At 33.9% G+C, this 21,827-nt stretch carries 21 protein-coding genes; 9 read left to right on the top strand and 12 right to left on the bottom strand.

Going from position 1 to position 21,827, the window contains the following annotated elements:
* Entirely contained in the window at positions 1-2,448 is a 2,448-nt protein-coding gene (locus H600_RS0112965) for a YfhO family protein (RefSeq protein ID WP_026729182.1), read from the bottom strand.
* Positions 2,449-2,498: 50 nt separating this feature from the next.
* Positions 2,499-2,786, bottom strand: a complete 288-nt coding sequence (locus tag H600_RS0112960; protein WP_026729181.1) for a DUF4834 family protein — start codon at positions 2,784-2,786, stop codon at positions 2,499-2,501.
* Positions 2,787-2,910: 124 nt separating this feature from the next.
* On the opposite strand from H600_RS0112960, the gene H600_RS0112955 reads away from it, so the two are divergent.
* Both H600_RS0112955 and H600_RS0112950 read left to right on the top strand, forming a co-directional pair.
* Positions 2,911-3,879 (top strand): transporter, encoded by a 969-nt coding sequence (locus H600_RS0112955; RefSeq protein WP_026729180.1) that lies wholly within the window; start codon positions 2,911-2,913, stop codon positions 3,877-3,879.
* Positions 3,880-3,928: 49 nt separating this feature from the next.
* Positions 3,929-5,047, top strand: coding sequence for a GNAT family N-acetyltransferase (locus H600_RS0112950; RefSeq protein WP_026729179.1), 1,119 nt, complete (start codon positions 3,929-3,931; stop codon positions 5,045-5,047).
* Positions 5,048-5,143: 96 nt separating this feature from the next.
* Here the strand turns inward: H600_RS0112950 and H600_RS0112945 are convergent, their stop codons facing one another.
* Together H600_RS0112945 and capB are read right to left on the bottom strand one after the other, a co-directional pair.
* The gene (locus H600_RS0112945) at positions 5,144-5,626 is read right to left on the bottom strand and encodes a hypothetical protein (protein WP_026729178.1); all 483 of its coding nucleotides are present in this window, start codon (positions 5,624-5,626) and stop codon (positions 5,144-5,146) included.
* A 123-nt stretch (positions 5,627-5,749) separates the two neighbouring features.
* A complete protein-coding gene (capB, locus tag H600_RS0112940; RefSeq protein ID WP_026729177.1) occupies positions 5,750-7,009 on the bottom strand; it encodes a cysteate-C-fatty acyltransferase in 1,260 nt (419 codons plus the stop codon).
* Between the two features lie 334 nt (positions 7,010-7,343).
* Here capB and nirK point away from each other — a divergent pair, with 334 nt between their 5' ends.
* Genes nirK through H600_RS0112925 form a run of 3 tightly spaced genes read left to right on the top strand, consistent with a single transcriptional unit; the run spans position 7,344 to position 10,139 of the window.
* A complete protein-coding gene (gene nirK, locus H600_RS0112935) occupies positions 7,344-8,732 on the top strand; it encodes a copper-containing nitrite reductase (protein WP_425337362.1) in 1,389 nt (462 codons plus the stop codon).
* 15 nt (positions 8,733-8,747) lie between these two features.
* The gene (locus tag H600_RS0112930) at positions 8,748-9,524 is read left to right on the top strand and encodes a formylglycine-generating enzyme family protein (RefSeq protein WP_026729175.1); all 777 of its coding nucleotides are present in this window, start codon (positions 8,748-8,750) and stop codon (positions 9,522-9,524) included.
* 18 nt (positions 9,525-9,542) lie between these two features.
* Entirely contained in the window at positions 9,543-10,139 is a 597-nt protein-coding gene (locus H600_RS0112925; protein WP_026729174.1) for an SCO family protein, read from the top strand.
* 170 nt (positions 10,140-10,309) lie between these two features.
* Here H600_RS0112925 and H600_RS22080 read toward each other — a convergent pair whose 3' ends face one another.
* The 5 genes from H600_RS22080 to H600_RS0112900 form a co-directional block, all read right to left on the bottom strand.
* A complete protein-coding gene (locus tag H600_RS22080; protein ID WP_035108638.1) occupies positions 10,310-11,539 on the bottom strand; it encodes a hypothetical protein in 1,230 nt (409 codons plus the stop codon).
* Between the two features lie 168 nt (positions 11,540-11,707).
* A complete protein-coding gene (gene ric / locus H600_RS0112915; protein WP_026729173.1) occupies positions 11,708-12,439 on the bottom strand; it encodes an iron-sulfur cluster repair di-iron protein in 732 nt (243 codons plus the stop codon).
* Positions 12,440-12,462: 23 nt separating this feature from the next.
* Positions 12,463-14,697: a nitric-oxide reductase large subunit gene (locus tag H600_RS0112910; RefSeq protein ID WP_026729172.1), complete on the bottom strand. Its 2,235-nt coding sequence runs from the start codon at positions 14,695-14,697 to the stop codon at positions 12,463-12,465.
* Between the two features lie 91 nt (positions 14,698-14,788).
* A complete protein-coding gene (gene azu / locus H600_RS0112905) occupies positions 14,789-15,316 on the bottom strand; it encodes an azurin (protein ID WP_026729171.1) in 528 nt (175 codons plus the stop codon).
* Positions 15,317-15,336: 20 nt separating this feature from the next.
* On the bottom strand, positions 15,337-15,786 hold the full coding sequence (locus H600_RS0112900; RefSeq protein WP_026729170.1) for an RrF2 family transcriptional regulator: 450 nt from the start codon (positions 15,784-15,786) through the stop codon (positions 15,337-15,339).
* Positions 15,787-15,986: 200 nt separating this feature from the next.
* Between H600_RS0112900 and H600_RS0112895 the strand changes: the two genes are divergently transcribed.
* Positions 15,987-16,766 carry an NYN domain-containing protein gene (locus H600_RS0112895; protein WP_026729169.1) on the top strand — a complete coding sequence of 260 codons (780 nt, stop codon included), beginning with the start codon at positions 15,987-15,989 and terminating at the stop codon, positions 16,764-16,766.
* 36 nt (positions 16,767-16,802) lie between these two features.
* Positions 16,803-18,317, top strand: coding sequence for an FMN-binding glutamate synthase family protein (locus H600_RS0112890; RefSeq protein ID WP_026729168.1), 1,515 nt, complete (start codon positions 16,803-16,805; stop codon positions 18,315-18,317).
* A 68-nt stretch (positions 18,318-18,385) separates the two neighbouring features.
* Here H600_RS0112890 and H600_RS22075 read toward each other — a convergent pair whose 3' ends face one another.
* From H600_RS22075 to H600_RS0112875, 3 genes are all read right to left on the bottom strand, one after another.
* On the bottom strand, positions 18,386-18,823 hold the full coding sequence (locus H600_RS22075) for a hypothetical protein (protein WP_035108636.1): 438 nt from the start codon (positions 18,821-18,823) through the stop codon (positions 18,386-18,388).
* A gap of 194 nt (positions 18,824-19,017) precedes the next feature.
* Positions 19,018-19,419, bottom strand: a complete 402-nt coding sequence (locus H600_RS0112880) for a hypothetical protein (RefSeq protein ID WP_026729167.1) — start codon at positions 19,417-19,419, stop codon at positions 19,018-19,020.
* Between the two features lie 10 nt (positions 19,420-19,429).
* The gene (locus H600_RS0112875) at positions 19,430-20,608 is read right to left on the bottom strand and encodes a glycoside hydrolase family 88 protein (protein ID WP_026729166.1); all 1,179 of its coding nucleotides are present in this window, start codon (positions 20,606-20,608) and stop codon (positions 19,430-19,432) included.
* Positions 20,609-20,814: 206 nt separating this feature from the next.
* On the opposite strand from H600_RS0112875, the gene H600_RS0112870 reads away from it, so the two are divergent.
* Together H600_RS0112870 and H600_RS0112865 are read left to right on the top strand one after the other, a co-directional pair.
* Positions 20,815-21,213 (top strand): DUF2809 domain-containing protein, encoded by a 399-nt coding sequence (locus H600_RS0112870; RefSeq protein WP_026729165.1) that lies wholly within the window; start codon positions 20,815-20,817, stop codon positions 21,211-21,213.
* The gene (locus tag H600_RS0112865) at positions 21,185-21,763 is read left to right on the top strand and encodes a non-canonical purine NTP diphosphatase (RefSeq protein WP_026729164.1); all 579 of its coding nucleotides are present in this window, start codon (positions 21,185-21,187) and stop codon (positions 21,761-21,763) included. The genes H600_RS0112870 and H600_RS0112865 overlap by 29 nt, the downstream gene beginning before the upstream one ends.
* The last annotated feature ends 64 nt before the right edge of the window (positions 21,764-21,827 follow it).

The following is a 21,827-nucleotide window of genomic DNA, read 5'->3' as shown; positions in this document are numbered from 1 at the left end:
TTAATCTTTCAGTTCGCTTTTTGAACTATTTTTTCTGCTTTCAAAATAAATTCCTACCCCTAAAAGCAACAACATTCCAATTGAACTTATTAACGTAATTGTCCCTCCAGTTTTAATCACTTGAGGCTCAAATTTAAACTCTATAGTTTTAGTTCCTCCGGGAACTTCCATTGCTCGTAAAACATAATCAACTGGAAAATGATCTGCTGGCTTACCATCAATATATGCGTTCCATCCGTTTTTGTAATATATTTCAGAAAAAACAGCCAAACCATCTTTTATATTGTTAGCTTGATACTTGATATAATTTGGCTTGTATTGAACCACTTTAATTGTACCAGTTGTATCCCAAGCTTTTTTCATGCGAGCATTTTGGAATTTAGCTTCATGCTCATGAACATTGAAAACAGCAACTTTTTTAGTATCGATATGATCCAAAGCTTTCATAACATCATCCGCCTTGTTTACAAGTTTTACTGAACTTACAAACCATGCGTTTCCGTTAGCATCAGGATTTATTGTTGGAATTTCTTTTCCTTCTTTATCTGTTTGGATTACATACTTAACATTAAGCATATTAAGCACTTCAAGATTATTCTTAGCGATTTGATAATCAAAAAGCTGTTGAATTCTTCTTGGCTTCGCAGCATGATAACCTCCAATAGAATTATGGAAATAAGATGCACGTGCACTTGACATATTTCCGCTTACTTCAAAAACTCTATAATGCGTAGTATCTTCTAAAATCTTAGCATCGGCTGGAGTTTCCTGAAACGGTGCAGCAATTTGGACTGGGCTTACAAAATCTTTAGCAGAAACGTATTTTTTATCAACAAAAAACAAATCAAAAATCATTAAAACAGCAACAATAATTAATGCTGTAGTTTGCGAAAATTTGTTTTTGATAAACAACCATAAAACGCCAAAGGTAACTACTATAAAGAATCCAGAGCGAAGCAAATCAGCTGAATACAGAGACATTCTGTCTTCTTTCAGAGCATCAACAAAATCTGGTCCGTAAGTCTCCATGAAATAATTGTCACTACTTCCTGAAAAATGGAAGAAACCTTTAGCAATTACCAAAATCAAAATAACGCCCAAACCAAAAACTCCTGTTTGTATAAGTGCTTTTTGTTGTGTCTTCGGCTCGTCTTTCGCTTTAAAGAAAGACTGAATTCCCATAACTGCGAGAACTGGCATGCATAATTCAAGAACAACCTGAATTGAGGAAACCGCCCTAAACTTATCGTACATTGGCACGTAATCAATAAAAAAGTCGGTTAATAAAGCGAAATTTTTACCCCATGAAAGTATCAATGAAACTAGTGCTCCTGAAAGGAATACATATTTTATTTTTCTGTCATCAATAAACAAGGCTAAAACAGCCAAAAAGAAAACCACAGCACCAATATATGCTGGCGCAGCTACAATAGGCTGATCACCCCAATATGTTGGCATTCCAGATACAAAATTTTCTGCATCAGTAGTTGGAACTCCATGCTCAATCATAAAAGAATACATTCTGCTGTCTGTACCTACATTTTCATGATTTGAACCTCCAAAAAGTCTTGGTGCAATTAGATTGAAACTTTCCGCAATTCCGTAACTGTATTCTGTGATATAATCTCTACTTAAAGCATTTTCGTTTTCTTTTTTAGTTCCGTCAGGATTAAAAGTCAATTCGCTGTTGCTTCTTGTACTAAATTTAGCATATTCACTCGTTGCTAATAAGTTTGTTGCGTTAGCACCAATAGCAAAAATTCCGGATACAGCCAATGTTCCAATAGCAATTAATAGTGGCTTATATTCTTTATCTTTTACAAAAGTAAAAGCATAATAACCTGATAGTATCAATAAGAAAATTAACAGATAATAGGTCATCTGGAAGTGATTTGCATTCACTTCAAGCGCCACAGCAAACATGGTGAGCAGTCCTCCCCAAATGTATTTTTTTTGAAAAACGAGTATAAATCCGGCAATAACTAACGGCATGTAGGCAATAGCGTGTGCTTTTGCATTATGACCAACACCAAGTATGATAATCAAGTAAGTTGAAAAACCAAACGCAATTGCTCCAATAAAAGCTTTTAAAGGATCGGTCTTTAAAACTAATAACAATCCGTAAAAACCTAAGAAATAAAGAAACAGATAATCTGCAGGGCGAGGAAGAAAACGCAAAACGTCATCAATTTTCCCCACAAAATCGTATGGATAATTTGCACCTAACTGATAAGTCGGCATTCCGCCAAAAGCAGAATTGGTCCAATAAGGTTCCGCATGTTCCGCAGCTCTAAAGTCGTTTTGCTCTTTTGCCATTCCGGTATATTGAGCAATATCTGACTGGAAAATTTGTTTTCCTTGCAGAACGGGATAAAAATAAATTAATGAAACGAGAATAAAGCCCAATACTACAAGGGCGTGCGGAATGAACTTATTTACTATTTTCAATTTTGGCAGGTTTGGTTAAATGATGAATCCTATTTTATCAGGATACAAACTTAATCTATTTCTTCGTAATCAACATAATCACCCACTTTTTTGGTTTCGCGAGGATTTTTTGCATTCGCAGTGTTGATGATTATCTCATCGTTGTTGTTATTTTGAGTTCTTTGCCAAGAGTTGTCTTGACTATATTGTTGTTGTCTCTGAAAATTTTCACCTGCTTTTTCAACCGCTTTTTTTACCAATACAGGCAAAAAGATTCTAGCTAAAAATTTAAAAATATAATAAAACGCAATGATCCACATTATCGTTTTAAACAAATTTGTAAAAGATGCTTCTTGCATAACTATATAATTTTTGCCAAAATTAATAAATCCGCTGTTTAAAATTAAAATATCAATCTTAAATAAATAATAAAATATAGTACATTTGAAATGCGTTATAACTTTTTAATCCAAAAATACATTTATGTTAAAAATTAAAAAATTATTTATCACAGCTCTTTTTTTTGTGCCCCATTTCTTTTTCGGACAATATACTGATGTCATAAACTCTAACCGTCCTGGCGAAACCATGTCGGCTTATGCTGTTGGAAAATCAGTAATTCAGGCAGAACTTGGTATTTATGGAATCAAGGAAAAACACGATTTATTAGATTATGATGCCAACGGTTTCGGAACAGACTTCACACTTCGATATGGTGCTTTTCTTGAACAATTAGAATTTGTTCTTGATGTGCAATATCAAATGGAAAACTTTGACACTCCATATACTAGCTACAAAAAAAATGATTTCAGACAAACTGTTTTAGGAGCCAAATATTTAATTTACGATCCTTACAAAAATTATAAAAGAGAAGCCAATATTTACAGTTACAAAGCCAATCATGCGTTTAATTGGCGTGAATTAATCCCGGCAGTTTCTATATTTGCAGGAGCAAACTTTGTTGGTGCAGATAATCCGTATTATTTTTCAGCAGACGGAGCGATTTCTCCTAAAGTAGCTTTGGTTACCCAAAACTTATTTGGAGGCGGTAGATGGGTTTTTGTAACTAATATTATTGCAGATTATATTGGAACCGATTATCCAAGTTACGGATATGTATTAACTTTGACGCACGGATTTAACGATAAATGGTCTGGTTTTATTGAAAACCAAGGATACAAAAGCGATTTTTACAGCGATGCTATTTTACGTGGCGGCGCCGCTTATTTGCTTTCATCCAATATGCAGGTTGATGCGTCTATAAGCACAAACTTCAAAAACACCCCTTCCATTTTATATGGTGGAATAGGCGTTTCTTGGCGTTATGATGGCTGGTATAAAGACAAATTGATCGCCACTAAAAACAAAGAAAAAGCAGACAAGAATTCTGATAATGAAAAGCAAATCGATTATCAGGAAAAAGAAAGAAAACGAAAATCTAAATACGAATAAATTTTATAACTAAGTCTCTACAAAAAAGAGAAACTTATACTCCAACTTAATGATCACAATAAAAGAAGCCAAAACAAAAAAAGAATTAACCGAATATATAAAATTCCCATTTTCACTTTATAAGGACAATCCTTATTGGGTTCCCCCTATTATTGCTGACGAACTTGAATCTTTCGACAAAACCAAAAACCCAGCTTTTGACAATGCTGAAGCTTATTTTTATATGGCTTACAAAAACAACGAACTCGTTGGGCGCATCACAGCTATTATCAATTGGTCTGAAGTCAATAATCAGCATAAAAGAAAGGTACGTTTTGGATGGTTTGACGTTATTGATGATATTGAGGTAACAAAAGCATTGCTTGAAAAAGTGTACGAATTAGGAAGAAAACACAATCTAGAACATGCCGAAGGCCCGATGGGTTTTTCTAATTTAGACAAAGTAGGCGTTTTGACTGAAGGCTATGATCAAATTGGAACTATGATTACCTGGTACAATCACCCCTATTATGTTACACATTTTGAAGAGCTAGGTTTTCAGGTTGAAAAACAATATATAGAAAGTATTTTTCCTTTTTCAAATGTAAAACCAGAGTTTTTTCAGAAAGCAACAGCGTTAATCAAAAAACGATATGAACTGAAAACGCTAACTTTCACTAAAACAAAAGACATAATGCCTCACGTAGACAAAATGTTTGATTTGTTCAATGAATCTTATGAAAAACTAGCTTCTTTCGTTGCTATTTCCGACATTCAAAAAGAATATTTTAAAAAGAAATACATCAGCTTTATAAATCCGGAGTACATCAAATTTGTTGTTGATAAAAATGATAATTTGATTGCTTTCAGTATTGTAATGCCAAGTTTTACAGAAGCATTGCAAAAAATAAAAGGAAAATTATTTCCTTTTGGTTTTTTACATCTTCTTAAAGCGAGAAAACACAGTAAGGATGTTGTTTTTTACTTGATCGGAGTACACCCTGATTATCAGAACAAAGGTGTAACAGCGCTTATTTTTGATGAATATTACAAGACTTTTTCAGAAAAAGGAATCAGAAACTGCATCCGAACTCCCGAATTATTGGAGAACAATGCAATTCATTTACTTTGGAAAAATTTTGACCCGATAATTCACTGCCAAAGAAAGACTTATTTGAAGAATTTGTAAAAAGTATTCAGTGAAAAGTTTTTAGTGTTCAGTTTTAAAAATAAAAAATCCATTCGCCCCAAAACGAATGGATTTTTCATTATATAAAAACTTTATTTATTCTACTTTACAATCAACTTTAGTCAATGTATTTTTTGCATCAAATTTTAATTTTGATTTATCTTTAAAGGTAACTCTATCATTTGTCGAAACCACATCACCGTATCCTTCAATTAAAGCGCCGTCTTTTTGCAGAAAAACAACTTCTCTAACAGATGAAACTCCTTCAGACAAAAACGTATAATCTCCAATTAAAGTATCACCTTTCATGTTGCCTACTAAAGTTCCATCGTTTTTATCTTTCCCGGTTAAATTGTAACTTAGTTTTCCGTTAACTTCTTGATGTGAATTCACATTAAAACTTATCAACACTACATTTCCATTTTGTCTTGAAGCATAACATTGATCGCCAGCTGGTTCTACTAATTCGGCATCTTTTGGCGCTTTTGGTTCAATTTGAACTGGTTCAGTATCGGTTGCTTTTTTACAGGAAATAAGAACTGTTAAAACAAGTGTCGTTATTGCTAATACTCTTTTCATAATTCGTTATTTTTATTTTGTTGATTATGAAATAAAGTTAGTCCAAATAAAAAAAATCCATTCGTATAACAAATGGATTTTTTTACATAATTCCCACTTAAGAGAATCTATTTTTATTCGTAATTACGAAACGTCAACAGTTGTACGTTCAGCAATTTCTTTATAAGTTCCGTTAACTAATTTCTCGCGAATTGCTTCGAAAGCAGTTAATGTTTCTTCAATATCAGCAAGTGTATGAGAAGCAGTTGGAATCATTCTCAACAAAATAATTCCTTTTGGAATAACTGGATAAACAACAATCGAAAGGAAAATACCGTAGTTTTCTCTTAAATCGTTTACCATTACCATTGCTTCAGGAATGCTTCCTTCTAAATAAACTGGCGTAATACAAGTATTTGTATCTCCAATATTAAATCCTTTTTCTTTAAGACCGCTTTGCAATGCATTCACGTTTTCCCAAAGTTTATCTTTAATTGCCGAAGATTTACGCAACAACTCTAAACGCTTCAAAGAACCAATTGTTTGAATCATTGGCAATGCTTTTGCAAACATTTGAGAACGCAAGTTGTATTTTAAATAGTCAATAACCGTTTTATCAGCCGCTACAAAAGCACCGATATTAGCCATAGATTTTGCAAAAGTAGAGAAGTAAACATCAATTTGATCTTGAACTCCTTGCTCCTCACCTGCTCCAGCACCTGTTTTACCAAGTGTTCCAAAACCGTGTGCATCATCTACCAACAAACGGAAATTGTATTTTTCCTTCATTGCAACAATTTCTTTCAATTTTCCTTGCTGTCCGCGCATTCCAAAAACTCCTTCAGTGATAAATAAAATACCTCCACCAGTTTCTTCAGCCATTTTTGTAGCACGCTGCAAGTTTTTCTCCATACTTTCAAGATCATTGTGTTTGTATGTGAAACGTTTACCCATGTGCAAACGAACACCATCAATGATACAAGCATGTGAATCTACATCATAAACAATAATGTCATTTTTAGTAACCAAAGCATCAATGATAGAAACCATTCCTTGGTAACCAAAATTCAACAAATAAGCAGATTCTTTCATTACGAATTCAGCTAATTCATTTTCTAATTGTTCGTGGTACGTAGTGTGTCCAGACATCATACGAGCTCCCATTGGATAAGCTGCACCAAACTGAATTGCCGCATCTGTATCTGCTTGACGAACTTCTGGATGATTTGCTAAACCTAAATAATCATTTAAACTCCAGTTTAAAATATTTTTTCCATGAAAAGTCATCCTAGGACCCAACTCTCCTTCTAACTTTGGGAAAACATAATAACCTTCTGCTTGAGAAGCCCATTTTCCTAAAGGTCCTTTATTGTCCTGAATTCTCTCGAATAAATCTTTTACCATAATATAATGTAGTACTTTTTTTAATTTAATCAGCGAGCAAAAATAATCATTATTAATTTAAAATGAAGACCCTCAATTATTTTTATTAAAAAATATTCAAGATAAAAGATTTAACAGGTTTTTTCCTTAGCATAAATTACTACAAATACTCAAAACTAGCTCGTAATATTTTTAAACATGATTTTTATCATAATAAAAGATAAAATCATCTTTTATTTTTGAATAAATATTTTTTTTACCTTTAATAAAACTACAACTAAAACAAAATCAATAAATTATGAAAAATAAAAACAAAGCTCTAAGTAAACTAAATGTTCTATTAAGTACATTCTGTATGCTTCTTATCTTAGGAGGCTGCAAAAAAGAAGAAACTAAAGATTATGCAGACATTATGACTGAAGGCGAAATGAATGCAGAACTTACCTCACCACCACATGTACCCAAACCGGTTGGAGAACGGCCTGCCATGAAGTTAAAATTAAATATGGAAATTAAAGAACAAGAAGGTACAATGACTGATGGCGTAAAATATACCTATTGGACATTTGGAGGTTCTGTTCCTGGAAGTTTTATTAGAACTCGTGTTGGCGATGAAGTCGAATTTCACTTGAAAAACCATCCTGATAATAAACTACCTCACAATATAGATTTACATGCCGTGACTGGTCCGGGCGGTGGAGCGACTTCTTCTCTTGTAGCACCAGGACACGAAAAAGTTTTCAGTTTTAAAGTTATAAATCCGGGATTGTATGTATATCACTGCGCAACAGCTCCTGTGGGAATGCATATTGCAAATGGTATGTACGGACTCATTTTGGTTGAGCCAGAAGGTGGACTTCCTCCTGTTGATAAAGAATACTACGTAATGCAAGGTGATTTTTATACTCAAGGTGAATATGGCGCAAAAGGCTTACAACCATTCGACATGAACAAAGCTGTAAAAGAAACACCTGATTATGTAGTTTTTAACGGAAAAGTGGGATCACTTACTAACGGAAACGAGCTTACTGCAAAAGTAGGCGAAACTGTTCGTCTGTTTGTTGGAAACGGCGGGCCAAACTTGGTTTCTTCTTTCCACGTTATTGGAGAAATATTTGACAATGTACATGTTGAAGGCGGAAGCACAGTCAATAAAAATGTTCAAACTACTTTAATTCCGGCTGGTGGTGCTGCTATTGTAGATTTTAAAGTAGAAACTCCGGGAACTTTTATTTTGGTTGACCACTCTATTTTTAGAGCGTTCAATAAAGGTGCATTGGGAATGCTTAAAGTGGAAGGAAAAGAAAATAAAAATATTTATTCTGGAACTATTCAAGAAGGTATTTATCTGCCTGAAGGTGGAACGATTCAGAAAATGCCTGGTACTGTAGCTACTAAAACGGTAGTTCCAAAACGTACTGTAGAAGAGAAAATAAAAATTGGTAAAGAAATCTTTGGAACAACTTGTTTTGCTTGCCACCAATCTGAAGGGCAAGGAATTCCAAACACTTTCCCTCCTTTAGCAAAATCAGATTATTTAAATGCCGATTCTAAACGTGCCATAAAAACCATTCTACATGGTTTAACTGGCGAAGTAACTGTTAACGGCAAAAAATACAACAATGTAATGCCAGCTCAGAATTTATCTGATGATGAAATTGCAAATGTGCTTACCTATATCTATAGCAGCTGGGGCAATAATAAAACGGAAATTACACCAGAAATGGTAAAAGCGTTAAGATAACAGTAAACATTGAGCATGAAAAAATACATTTTCATACTAACTCTCTTTTTCTCTGTGTTTAGTGTCATGAAGGCTCAGGAAAAAGGAATGGCATTCATAAAAGAGGGATCTTATGTCCCTCTTTATGGAGCTGTTTCTCAAAAACCTGTTGTTGTAAAGTCATTTTACATAGATATTTATCCAGTTACAAATAGTGAGTTTTTAGCATTTGTCAAAAAAAATCCTTCTTATCAAAAATCAAAAATTAAAGGAATTTTTGCCGATAAAAGCTATCTCTCTTATTGGACTAATGATTTTGATTTTGGAAATGCAAAACCAAAGTCGCCTGTAACAAGTGTTTCTTGGTTTGCAGCTAAAAAATATTGCGAGTGCCAAGGAAAACGTCTGGCAACAATGGATGAATGGGAATATGTAGCAATGGCAGATACCAAAAAGATTGATGCACGTACCAAAAAAGAATTCAACGAATATATTCTGTCTTGGTATGAGAAGTCGAGAACCTATGAAAATGAGATTGGAAAAACTTTCAAAAATTACTGGGGAGTTTATGACATGCATGGTTTAGTTTGGGAATGGACTTATGACTTTAACAGCATTTTTTTATCGGGAGAATCTAGAAAAGACAAAAGCACTGACAAGAATCTTTTCTGCGGAAGCGGATCAGTAAACGCATCCGATTTAATGGATTATGCTGCTTTTATGCGTTACGCGTTTAGAGGAAGCTTGAAAGCGCAATATTCAACACGAAATCTTGGCTTTAGATGTGCCAGTACAACAAAACCAAAAATCTAATTTAAAATTAGTTTTATAATGAAAAAAACAGCAATTGCTTTTCTTATTTTATTCTCATTTTACAGCTGTAAGGAAACAGATAAAAAAGAGGTTAAAGCAGAGACAAAAAAGGAAATTAGCGATTTATCAATTTATAATCTGCCATCAAAATGGACAACGCAAAATGGTAAAGACATTGAATTAAAATCGCTTAGAGGAAATGTACTCGTAATGGTAATGATTTACACAAGCTGTAAAGCGGCATGCCCTAGATTAGTGGCCGATATGCGTGATATTGAATCAAAACTGGAGGAAAAGACAAAACAACATGTCAAATTGATTTTGGTCAGTATAGACCCGAAAACAGATACGCCTGAAAGATTAAAATCATTTGCAATTGAAAATAAAATGAATCAAGATCCTTGGATTTTTCTTCGTTCGTCTGAAGAAAACACAAGAGAGTTTGCAGCCGTTTTAGCTGTTAATTACAAACAAATTTCTCCAATAGATTTTTCGCACTCTAATATTATAAGCGTTTTTAATCCAGAAGGTGAATTGATTTTTCAGCAGGAAGGTTTAGGCGTAAACAATGAAAAAACAATTGAAGCAATAAATCTGGAAGCTGGAAAAATATAGATATTTAAATAGGTTAATTACTAAGAAAACAAGAGCAGATTTAGAAATAAATTGACTCTTGTTTTTTATTTAAATCGGACTTCTATCAATAAATTTATGATTTAGAAAATTTTGACTTCCTGCAAGGTTTCAAAAACCTTGTAGGTATCTAAATATTTAAAATATAAGACCTACAAGGTTTTTGAAACCTTGCAGGAAAGAAAATTTATTTTAGATATCACAATCAAAACCAATCCCAAAACCAAAAGTATACTAAATATCAAAATACTTTGAAAATATCCCGGAAGAGTTCCTTCTCCAAAAAAGAAAAACCAGCCTTGCAGAAATAATAAAACTTCTGTCAAAATATATCCTGAAATAAAACACTTCACTCCTATTTTCAATGATGAAGAATTGGCAGGAAGCATTTTATTCTGAAGTAAAATCCCGAACAAAAATCCAGTTATGATTCCTAAAGTCGCTAAATGAATAAATCCGATTACAAAATTTCTGATTTGATGTGAAACTTCTGCCAGATTTGGTAAAAGAGTTAGCAATTGAATTCCGACTTTCAAAAACAAAGAACCTAAAGCCAAACCATAAACTATTTTAGTCGTTTTATCTAAAGTGCTTTTGAAATGATGAATTTGAGGTTTGAGCATTTTATAAAAATAAATAAATGATCCTAATTGCAATAAAACTCCTAAACCATTGACGTAACTCAAAATATCATTTTCGACAAACCATCGCACTGGAAAGCAAATAGTTAAAATTGTAGAAATAATAATCAAAAAATAAAACTTTTTAAACTTTGCCTCATCCATTTTATTTTGAAGTTGTTTTAAAAACAAAGCTAAAATTGCCAATATAAACCAACCATTAAACTGAAAATGGAGAAAGAACTGAATCGCAATCTGATAAAAAGCACTTTGTTTTCCTAACGTGCTCACGGCAGGACCAAGACACCAGACACCGCAAGTAGACAAAATCATAAACAGAATCGAAACCAATAAGAGTCTTTGTGATGGAGATTTATCTCTTGAAATGTCTTTCCAAACCAAACGGCAAAAAACATAACTCAACAAAATATGCAGCGTTGAAAATACAATCGAAAACACAGCATATCCTTGAATTGGAAAAGCAATCATCATTCCGATTACTGAAAATTCAGTCAGCCAAAATAAACGGTTATAAATTGGTTTCTGACTTTTTTCTTTCGGAATAAAAAAATGAACAATCAAAACATAAATGATCAAATAAACCCAGCCTAACATGGCAACATGCGAATGTGCATGAAGCAGAAAACCATAGTTCAAAAAATCTAAAGGGAAAAGATACATTAACCGCATTAATAATCCGAAAGCACAAGCAATCAGAAAATTAAAAAAACAGCAAAGTATCCAAGCTTTTTGAGAATTCATATTGCAACTTTTTAAACATAAAATATTTAAACCATATAAGCAATACAAGAAATTATACGATTTGCTAAAATGAACTTATATTACTTATATGGTTAAAAAATAAAAACACCGATAATTATCACCTTACAAGATTATTACCGATGTTTTCGAACTATTAAAATTACCCTTTTATTCTACTTCAACAAAGTCTTTTTCTAAAGCCACAGCTTTTGGAAATAAAATATTGTTTTCCAAATGAATATGTTTGTGCAAATCTGCTTCAAACTCTTTCAGCATCGCAAAAGTCACTCTATAAGTCGTGCAAGCATCTGCTGGCGGCGTATAATTATCGGTCAACTTAGCTATTTCTCTAAAACGTTCGCCTTCATTATCGTGTTCGTGCATCATCATCGCAATCGGATTTGAAACAGTACCAAAAGATGGCTGATGCAAAACTCCATCTGTGTCTTTTGTTTTCACCATTCTTTTTATAAACGGAAATAAAATCAATTCTTCTTTTTTCATGTGCTGAGATAACTCTCCTGCACAGCCAATAAACAATTCATTGATTTTGAATAATTCAGGATGATTGGCACCATGAACTTTACACAATTTATCTAAAAACGGAAGCAAAACGTTTGTTTTTTCTTCTACATAACGGTGATGTGTTTTCTCAATATAGTCTGCCAATAAATCTAATGGCCATGAATTGAAATCGATCGTTCCGATGTTTTCTGATTGCACAACTTGCAAAACATTTTCTAATAAAGTATCCGCATCTATATGCTGTTTTTCGCAGACTTCAGAAACTGTTCGGTTTCCTTTGCAGCAAAAATCAATTCTATATTTAGAGAAAACTGCAGCCGTTCTAAAATCTTCAGCTACGAATGATCCTATTGTTTTGTTTTTTAAATTTTCCATGTTAATCAATATTAAATTTGTTTTTATTTTTTATTTTTTAATGTCAGTTCAAATACAAACCAAGCCATTGTGATAAACCCGATTCCGAAAATTGAATCTCCGATAGCACGAAGCCATTTTAAAGTAATCATTGCTGGTTGCTGCATTAATTCTGATGAACGAGCGTACCACATTCCGTGACTAATACTTTCAATTGCCTGCCAAACCCCAATTGGAAGAAGGCTTAAGATTGCCATTAAGAACAATCCGATATTCAAAGACCAGAAAGTGATTTTAAGCAGTTTAGTATTCCAGCTTACATTTCGATATAAACTTCTCAGTACGAATAATACTAAACCAATTCCCAACATTCCATAAACTCCGAACAATGCGGTGTGCCCATGTAAAGGCGTTGTATTTAATCCCTGAACATAGTACAATGCAATTGGTGGATTAATAATGAATCCGAAGATTCCAGCTCCAAGGAAATTCCAAAAGGCAACAGAAATCATAAAGTAAATCGGCCATTTGTAATCGGCAATCCATTGTGTTGATTTTGAGATTTTATAGTTTTGATACGCTTCAAACCCAATTAAAGTTAAAGGCACAACTTCTAAAGCACTAAACGTAGCTCCTAAAGCCATAATTGCTGTTGGTGTTCCTGAGAAATACAAGTGATGAAATGTTCCTAAAATACCTCCAGACATGAAAATAATCGTTGCAAAAAGCACATTTAAAGTCGCTGTTTTCGTTTTTAATAATCCTAAACGAACAAACAGAAACGCAATTACAACAGTTGCAAATACTTCAAAGAAACCTTCAACCCAAAGGTGAACTACCCACCATCTCCAATATTCGGCAATTGCTAAATTGGTTTGTCTTCCCCACATTAATCCAGCTCCGTAAAACATAGCAATTGCAGTACAAGAAACTAAGAACAAAATGATTAAGTTTTTCTCTTCTGTTTTTTTCTTTAAAACGGGAAGTAACGGACGAATCATTAAAGCCAACCATAAAAACAATCCAACTAAAAGGAAAATCTGCCAGAAACGGCCTAAATCAACATATTCATAGCCTTGATGTCCAAACCAGAAATTTTGAACTAAATTTAATTTTTGCATTACTCCAAACCATTGTCCAGCCATTGAACCTAAAACAATAATCAACAAGGCAATAAAGAGAAAGTTGATACCAAAACATTGAAATTTAGGATCTTTACCTGAAACTGCTGGTGCAATATACAATCCAGTCGCCAGCCAAGCCGTTGCAATCCAGAAAATGGCCAATTGCGTATGCCAAGTACGTGTTACGGCATAAGGCAGGATTTTATCAATCGGAATTCCGTATAAACCATTTCCTTCTACACCATAATGCGCTGTGATGATTCCGAAAACCATTTGTAAAACCATCAACAAACTCACAATCCAGAAATATTTGGTCACCAATCCCATCGATTTGGTTTTGCCTTGTTTGATCAACGGATCTTCTTTTGGAAGTGGAAATTCTTCTTCTTCACCCGATTTTGCATGATAGAAAACTAAGATTCCGACACTCAAAATCAGTAAAATTATGCTTACTCCAGACCAAGCTAAAAGCTCTGTTGTGGCGGTATTTCCAACCAATTCATCAGATGGCCAATTGTGCGTATACGAAATGTCTCCGCCCGGACGATTTGTAACTGTTGCCCAAGTCGCCCAAAAGAAAAAGGCATTCATTTTATGCATTCTTTCAACATCTGTAATTGAGTTTTTCGGAATTGCATATTCTTCTCTCAACTTATCAAATTGAGGATCATTCGTAAAAAGACCTTTATAATATTCGCTTAAACTTTGTATAGCCGCAACTCGATTTTCAGAAATGGTAAGAACTCCTGTGTCAGGATTATAACGATTAGTTCTAACATCTTTCTGCAATCTAATTTTCAAAGCCGATTGTTTTTCGGCATCCAATTCCTCATATTTTTTATTAAAATCTTTCTTAGCATAAATATCCAAGATAAAAACGGCTTCTCTATGCAGCCAATCAGCGGTCCAGTCTGGGGCCACATAGGCGCCGTGTCCCCAGATCGATCCCACTTCCTGGCCTCCTATACTCTGCCAGATATTTTGTCCGTCTTTAATTTCGCTTTCGCTAAAAACAATTTTTCCAGAATCGGTTACAATTTCTTTTGGAACAGGTGGTGCCTGCTGATAAATCTCATAACCATAATAACCCAGCACTGCAAATGATATACTCATTACCAATGCAAAAACCAGCCATAATTTTTTTTCTCTTTTCATTCTTTTTTCATTTAATAAAAGATAATTTTATCTTTTATTAGTTTTTAAAAAAACTCCAAATCCAGTTACAGCATTTGGAGCTTTTTGTTATTTACTCAACAATTAATACACCTTTCATCATAGCTACGTGCCCTGGGAAAGAGCAAATAAATGGGTAAGATCCTTTTTTATCAATTGTAAATTCGATTGTATCTTCTTCTCCACCACCAATTAATTTAGTGTGCGCAATGATTGAAGCTTTTTCAGATTCCGGAATATAATCCGTTGCTTTGGCATCATTTGCTTTTAAAGCAAAAGCTGCTTGATCTGTTCCTTCCTGTAAAATCACAAGATTGTGTCCCATTGCTTCTTTCGGAATTTTACCAACGTGTTTCAAAGTTAATTTGATTGGTTTTCCGGCAACAGCTTTCAATTCATTTACATTAAATTGCATTTGGTCATTTCCTTCAATAACTAAAACATTTTCCTCTGTAGTTGCAGCTGTTGGAGCTTTTTCTCCTTCAATAGATGTTTCGGTAGGTTCTGTTGGTTCAGCTGGAGTTGTTTCTTTTTTACCGCAAGAAGTAACTGCTAAAAATCCCATTAGGATTAATACTGAAATTTTGGTTTTTGTATTCATTTTTAAGATATTTAATAATATTAATTGTTCGCATTTGTCGTTTTAAGAAAGAATTCTCCCGATTTTACATCAGAAGCTAGCTGTTCTAAAGTTGTATTTTTAAGCATTTCTAACAGCAGTCCTCTTATTTTCTTGAACTCGTGATGAAAGGGACAAGGATGTTCTTCTGAGCATTCCTTCAATCCAATTCCACAACCGCTGTATATTTTATTCCCGTCAATAGCATCTACAATCTGAATCAATTTTATTGTTTTTGATGCCTCTGGCGAAACTTCGAATCCGCCTCCTACTCCTTTTGTCGAATGAATTATGCCACTTTTGGTTAAAATCTGCATAATCTTGGCTGTAAATGGTTCCGGCGAATCAATTTCTTTTGCTACGTCTTTTATTCCAACCCGAATCCCTTTCGAAGATTTGGTTGCAATAAATATCGAAGCTCTTATTCCGTACTCACACGCTTTAGAAAACATACACCCTTAATTAATTCCATACAAAGATAGAGAGATTTTAAATAAAAGACAAACTTATCTTTAATTATTTTTCTAAAGACTGAATATTATTTATAATGAAACTAATTAGTACGCATCAAACCACTTATTCATCATTGAATTCTTATAAAAACCAATTTTAATTTTAACTTTGAGAGTATTAAATTTTAAATATTTAACAAATGCCTTTAAGCAATTCAAAAGATTTAAAACTGGCAGTTCTTATTGATGCAGACAATGTGCCTTACAGTAATGTAAAAGGCATGATGGAAGAAATTGCAAAATTAGGAACGCCCACTACGAAAAGAATTTATGCCGACTGGACAAAACCGAATGCAAATGGATGGAAAGGCGTTTTATTGGAACATGCTATTACTCCTATTCAGCAATATAGTTATACCGTTGGAAAAAATTCGTCAGATTCTGCGCTAATTATTGATGCTATGGATTTGCTTTATTCCGGAAAATTAGACGGTTTTTGCATTGTTTCCAGCGACAGCGATTTTACAAGGCTTGCAGTGAGACTTCGCGAATCGGGCATGAAAGTAATTGGTATTGGAGAAAAGAAAACGCCAAACTCTTTTATTGTTGCCTGTGACCGATTTATATACATTGAAGTTTTGGACGGCGCAACTCAAAAGAAAAAACCAAAAGTAGTAGCTGCAGACACCAAAAAACCGGTTGAGAAACCTGCTGAAAAAGCACTTCATAAAATTGACAAACAAACCATTGAACTAATCGAATCTACAATTGAAGACATCGAAGATGATGATGGCTGGGCATTTCTTGGGGATGTCGGCAATTTGATCGTGAAGAAAAAACCTGAATTTGATCCTCGAAATTATGGTTATTCAAAACTGACACCAATGCTTAAATCGTTAACTGATATTCTGGAAATCGACGAAAGAGAATCAGACAAAAAAGGAATCAAACACGTTTATGTACGTTTAAGATTCAACTAATTATTGCATTTATTACCTATTTAATTTTTTAAAAACATGAGAAAAAAATTCTTTATTTACGGATTCTTATTGTTTCTAATTGTTGCTGCAATTTATTATTACACCGGGCGAGGTTATTTACTCGTATTTATTATTCCGCTTTTGCTGATTGTGGGAGTTTATAACGCATCTCAGGAAAAACATGCTATTTTAAGGAACTTTCCGGTTTTGGGATATTTCAGATATTTATTTGAAATGATTGCACCTGAGATTCAACAATATTTTATCGAAAGATCTACTGACGGAAAACCTTTTTCAAGAAACCAACGTTCTTTAGTATACCAAAGGGCAAAAAATATTGATTCGAGCACTCCGTTTGGAACGCAATTAAACTTAAATACAGAGAACTACGAAGGAATAAAACATTCTATTTTTCCTGCAAAAGTAAACGAGGAATTACCTCGTGTATTGGTTGGTGGAAAAGATTGCAAACAGCCTTATTCGGCTTCTTTATTTAATGTCTCTGCAATGAGTTTTGGTTCATTGAGCGAACATGCCGTTCGCGCCATTAATATTGGCGCAAAAAAAGGGAATTTCTACCAAAATACAGGAGAAGGCGGATTAACTGAATTTCACCTTGAAGGTGGTGGCGATATTACTTGGCAAATTGGTACAGGCTATTTTGGATGTCGTGATGCCGAAGGAAATTTCAGTCCAGAAAAATTCTCAGAAAAAGCCAATCTTCCGAATGTAAAAATGATCGAAATCAAACTTTCTCAAGGAGCAAAACCAGGTCATGGAGGTGTTCTTCCAGCCAGAAAAAACACCGAGCAGATTGCTAAAATTAGAGGTGTACAACCACATACGATGATTCTTTCTCCTCCTGGCCATCATGCATTTTCAGATTCAAAAGGACTAATTCATTTCGTCAAGCAATTACGGGATTTATCGAATGGAAAACCAATCGGATTTAAATTGTGTATTGGAAATACTGCAGAATTTGAATCGATTTGCCACGAAATGATTGCTGAAGATATTTATCCAGATTTCATTACAGTTGATGGTGCCGAAGGTGGAACCGGCGCAGCACCGCTTGAATTTGCAGACGGAGTTGGAATGCCGTTTGAGCCTGCTTTGATTTTTGTCAACAAAACATTGGTCGGACTAAATATCAGAGACAAAATCAGAATTATTGGAAGTGGCAAAATCATTTCTGGCTATTCTATTTTACACGCCATTGCGTTAGGAGCTGATATGTGTAACAGTGCAAGAGGTTTTATGTTTTCGTTGGGTTGCATTCAGGCATTGCGCTGTCATAATAATGAATGCCCAACTGGCGTTGCTACTCAAAACAAAATGCTGATGAAAGGTTTGGTTGTCACGGATAAATCAGAACGCGTATATCATTTTCATAAAAATACGCTTCATTCCGCTAATGAGCTTTTGGCTGCAGCCGGAAAAACTTCTTTTGCCGATGTTGACATCAATATCTTTATGCGAGGTGATGAATTCACAAATCTCTCAGAATTATATTTTCCAGATAACTTAACAAACGTTACCAAACGAAATTAAAATTAAAAAGCCTCTTTAAAAGAGGCTTTTTTGATATTTATAATAGCGTAATTTTATTTCACAGGCATTTACAATTTTGCGGTTTCTTTTCCATTCCCTGCACTTTCAGAGCCTTCTAAAGCCGCCAATTCTTCTTTGTCAACTAATTGTTTTGCCAGAATCACATTATTATAAGAGATAAAGTACACATCAAACTTTACTCCTTCTTCAATTAACTCTCGAGAGATCTGGTCGTTTTTAATCATTTCGGCAAGCAAACTTGGAAAAGTCTCCTGATAAGCCAGTTTGTTTTCCTCAGTTCCTTCCAAATCTGTTTCAATTCTGATTTCAATTTTACTATCATTTAAAAATGCTTTTGCACTTGTCGATACAACATTTCCTCCTTTTATAGAAGCTGTCGTGTTATAATTGCTAACATGCTCCTGGATTTTCTGTTTTGTGTTTTTACAACTTGCAAGCGCTAGAATCAAAATAAATACAAATGCGATTTGGGTAATTTTTTTCATAATTTTTTAGGTTTTTGGTTATTTTTTAACTCAAACATAACAAACTTATAACACAAAAACAACATTCACATAAAAAATAAAATTCACAATCCTTTGACTACAAATAAACTATACCAAAACAAGGCTATTCATCAAATAAAAAAACCTCTTTAGCAAAAACTAAAGAGGTCATAAAATAGGCACTACAAATCTATTTATTGTAATATTTCCGAAATAGATTCTTTATCAATAATCTTTTTTGAAAGAACGGTGTTGTCGTCTGCTAAAAAATAAGCATCAAATCGAATTCCTTCTTCAACTAATTCCTTTGGGATCTGATTTTTGTTTATCATCTCTTTCAGCAATTTTGAGAATGCCATATCTCCGGCCATTTTATTTGCTTGATTTTGTTCTAAGCCAGTCTCAAACCTTAATTCGATTTTATCATCGTTGATATAACCTCTTGCAGTCGTCAGAGTAACATTATCAGCTTTAAAAGTCTTAGCCGAAGCATTGTATGCTGTTACATATTCCTGTAGTTTTTGCTTGGCATTTTTACAGCTCACCAACAAAAACACAATCATGATCATTGACAAAATTTGGGTTATTCTTTTCATAGTTTCTTAATTATTTTATTTTTTGAAGTCTTAAAAGCGCTTCAAGATAATAATAATCTGCGTAATTTATAGAACAATCTACTTCGCTTCCAGCTGGCTTATGACCAGTCGAATGAAGCAAAAATGCCGAATTGACTTCATGGCTTTGATAATTATCCGAAAGCGAAACGATCATTTTTTCAGCTTTTGTCAAATATTCTTTTTTCAGATTTTTATCTTTTGTATAAGAACTCAATTCTAAAAGAGCCGATGAAACAATCGCAGCAGCAGATGCATCACGAGGCGCATTTGGAATATCTGGCGCATTAAAATCCCAGTACGGAATCAAGTCTTCTGTAGTTAATTTATCCAGATAAACTCTGGCTATTTTATGTGCAAAATCTAAAAATTTAGAATCTTTTGTTTCTCTGTAAACCATTGTAAAACCATAAATACCCCATGCCTGACCTCTCGCCCACATACTATCATCACTGTATCCCTGTGCAGTTCTTCCTTTTATCTTTTTCCCCGTTTCATAGTCATAAATTACAACATGGTAAGAAGTATAATCTGGTCTAAAATGATTTGCCATTGTCGTTTCGGCATGTTTTACAGCAATGTCGTATAACTTTTTACTTCCTCCATTTTTAGAAGCCCAGAACAACAATTCCAAATTCATCATATTGTCAATAATGGTATTGTGCCCACCCATTTTATTATGAGGCCAAGATTGAATTGTTCCCACCTTCGGATTAAAAAGTGTTGCCAATGTATCGGCCGTTTTTAAGATAATTTCTTTGTATTCTTTGTTTTTAGTCAATCGATATCCGTTCCCAAAACTGTTGAAAACCTGAAAGCCTAAATCGTGATCTCCCGCTTTGCTCACCGATAAAGGTGTTAAAAATCGGCTGAATTTATCGGCTTCTTTTTCCCATTTCTTATCGCCGGTTGCTTGGTATAAATACCATAATTCGCCAGGCCAAAATCCGCTTGTCCAATCTTTATAACCAACGAATTTCCATTCTTTGCTTCCATTCGGAACCGTTCTAGGCGATGTTCCGTCATTCGGAATCACTTTTAATGTCTTTGAAGCCTGTTCTGCACAGTAATCAAGTTGTTTTTTAATATTAAACGAATTGTCTTTTTGAGAATAACCCTGATTCCCAAGCAAGAACATAGCCGCAATCAGAGTAAGAATTTTTGCATTCATGTGGTTATTTTTTGATAGTGAAGTTTATTGAATCGATAAATTTATAAAATAAAGGGAACTTATTTGAGTGTTTGTATTTCTAACTAACCAAAAATGTACAATTCTCCCCTTGTCCGCGCTCTTCTCTTTGTCAAAGTTTGAAACTTTACAACGGGAAAACCTAGAAAATCGTAAATTTGTTTCCATAAAAACCTTCATCATCAAATTTGAACAAAGTCAGAGCCCTATATCTTATACTATTCTTATCAATTATTTTTCTTGGGATCATTTCCCGAAAAATTTCATTCGCCCCTTTGTGGATTGGCGATTTTCTATACGCTGTAATGATTTACTTTCTTGTTAGGATTGTATTTTCCACAAAAAAAGCAACTTACATTTTTATTCTCTCATTAGCAATTTGCTATGGAATTGAATTTTTACAGCTTTATCAGGCCCCTTGGATTATTGAACTGAGACAAACACTTTTCGGAAGATATGTTTTGGGTCAGGGCTTTTTATGGTCAGATATAATCGCTTACACCGGTGGGGGATTATTTGTCTTTTATATCGAAAAAATCATTTTAAAATATAACAATTATGAAACTCGTTTTCGCATCAAACAATAAAAATAAAATCAGAGAAATTCAAAGCATTCTAAACGGATCCATACAATTATTAAGTTTAGAAGATATTGGCTGTCTTGAAGATATTCCGGAAACAGCCAATACAATTGAAGGAAATGCAATTTTGAAAGCCGATTATGTAACCGAAAAATATGGTTACGATTGCTTTGCCGATGATACTGGACTAGAAGTTCATGCATTAAACGGAGAACCCGGAGTTTATTCAGCACGATACGCGGGCGAACAAAAAAATGCCGACGACAACATGAATAAGCTTTTAGAGGCTTTAAAAGACGAACAGAACCGCAATGCACAGTTCAAGACCGTTATTGCTTTGAATTTAAATGGAAAACAGCATCTTTTTACCGGAATTGCAAAAGGAGAAATCACTTTAAATAAAACTGGGAATCAAGGCTTTGGCTATGATCCAATTTTCAAGCCGGAAAATTACGGCGAAACCTTTGCTGAATTACCTTTGGAAACCAAAAATAAAATTGGTCATCGCGGAAAAGCAACGCAGCAACTTATTGATTTTCTGAACTCAATAAAATAATTGTTTAAAATACAACATTTTAGAAGCCAAAATTTATATTTCAAGACGTGTTTTTTTCCAAAAT

The organism is Flavobacterium denitrificans DSM 15936 (assembly GCF_000425445.1).
Lineage (GTDB): Bacteria > Bacteroidota > Bacteroidia > Flavobacteriales > Flavobacteriaceae > Flavobacterium > Flavobacterium denitrificans.
Note: the sequence above shows the minus strand (reverse complement) of the source record. Positions and strands in the feature narration are given on the sequence as shown.

Coding starts and splice junctions, on each gene's coding strand:
- H600_RS0112900 (WP_026729170.1), bottom strand. CDS start 15,786: ATGTTTTCTAAAGCGTGTGAGTACGGAATAAGAGCTTCGATATTTATT.
- capB (WP_026729177.1), bottom strand. CDS start 7,009: ATGGTAAAAGATTTATTCGAGAGAATTCAGGACAATAAAGGACCTTTA.
- H600_RS0112955 (WP_026729180.1), top strand. CDS start 2,911: ATGTTAAAAATTAAAAAATTATTTATCACAGCTCTTTTTTTTGTGCCC.
- nirK (WP_425337362.1), top strand. CDS start 7,344: ATGCTTCTTATCTTAGGAGGCTGCAAAAAAGAAGAAACTAAAGATTAT.
- H600_RS0112925 (WP_026729174.1), top strand. CDS start 9,543: ATGAAAAAAACAGCAATTGCTTTTCTTATTTTATTCTCATTTTACAGC.
- ric (WP_026729173.1), bottom strand. CDS start 12,439: ATGGAAAATTTAAAAAACAAAACAATAGGATCATTCGTAGCTGAAGAT.
- H600_RS0112910 (WP_026729172.1), bottom strand. CDS start 14,697: ATGAAAAGAGAAAAAAAATTATGGCTGGTTTTTGCATTGGTAATGAGT.
- H600_RS0112890 (WP_026729168.1), top strand. CDS start 16,803: ATGAGAAAAAAATTCTTTATTTACGGATTCTTATTGTTTCTAATTGTT.
- azu (WP_026729171.1), bottom strand. CDS start 15,316: ATGAATACAAAAACCAAAATTTCAGTATTAATCCTAATGGGATTTTTA.
- H600_RS0112960 (WP_026729181.1), bottom strand. CDS start 2,786: ATGCAAGAAGCATCTTTTACAAATTTGTTTAAAACGATAATGTGGATC.
- H600_RS0112945 (WP_026729178.1), bottom strand. CDS start 5,626: ATGAAAAGAGTATTAGCAATAACGACACTTGTTTTAACAGTTCTTATT.
- H600_RS22080 (WP_035108638.1), bottom strand. CDS start 11,539: ATGAATTCTCAAAAAGCTTGGATACTTTGCTGTTTTTTTAATTTTCTG.
- H600_RS0112930 (WP_026729175.1), top strand. CDS start 8,748: ATGAAAAAATACATTTTCATACTAACTCTCTTTTTCTCTGTGTTTAGT.
- H600_RS22075 (WP_035108636.1), bottom strand. CDS start 18,823: ATGAAAAAAATTACCCAAATCGCATTTGTATTTATTTTGATTCTAGCG.
- H600_RS0112895 (WP_026729169.1), top strand. CDS start 15,987: ATGCCTTTAAGCAATTCAAAAGATTTAAAACTGGCAGTTCTTATTGAT.
- H600_RS0112875 (WP_026729166.1), bottom strand. CDS start 20,608: ATGAATGCAAAAATTCTTACTCTGATTGCGGCTATGTTCTTGCTTGGG.
- H600_RS0112880 (WP_026729167.1), bottom strand. CDS start 19,419: ATGAAAAGAATAACCCAAATTTTGTCAATGATCATGATTGTGTTTTTG.
- H600_RS0112950 (WP_026729179.1), top strand. CDS start 3,929: ATGATCACAATAAAAGAAGCCAAAACAAAAAAAGAATTAACCGAATAT.
- H600_RS0112865 (WP_026729164.1), top strand. CDS start 21,185: ATGAAACTCGTTTTCGCATCAAACAATAAAAATAAAATCAGAGAAATT.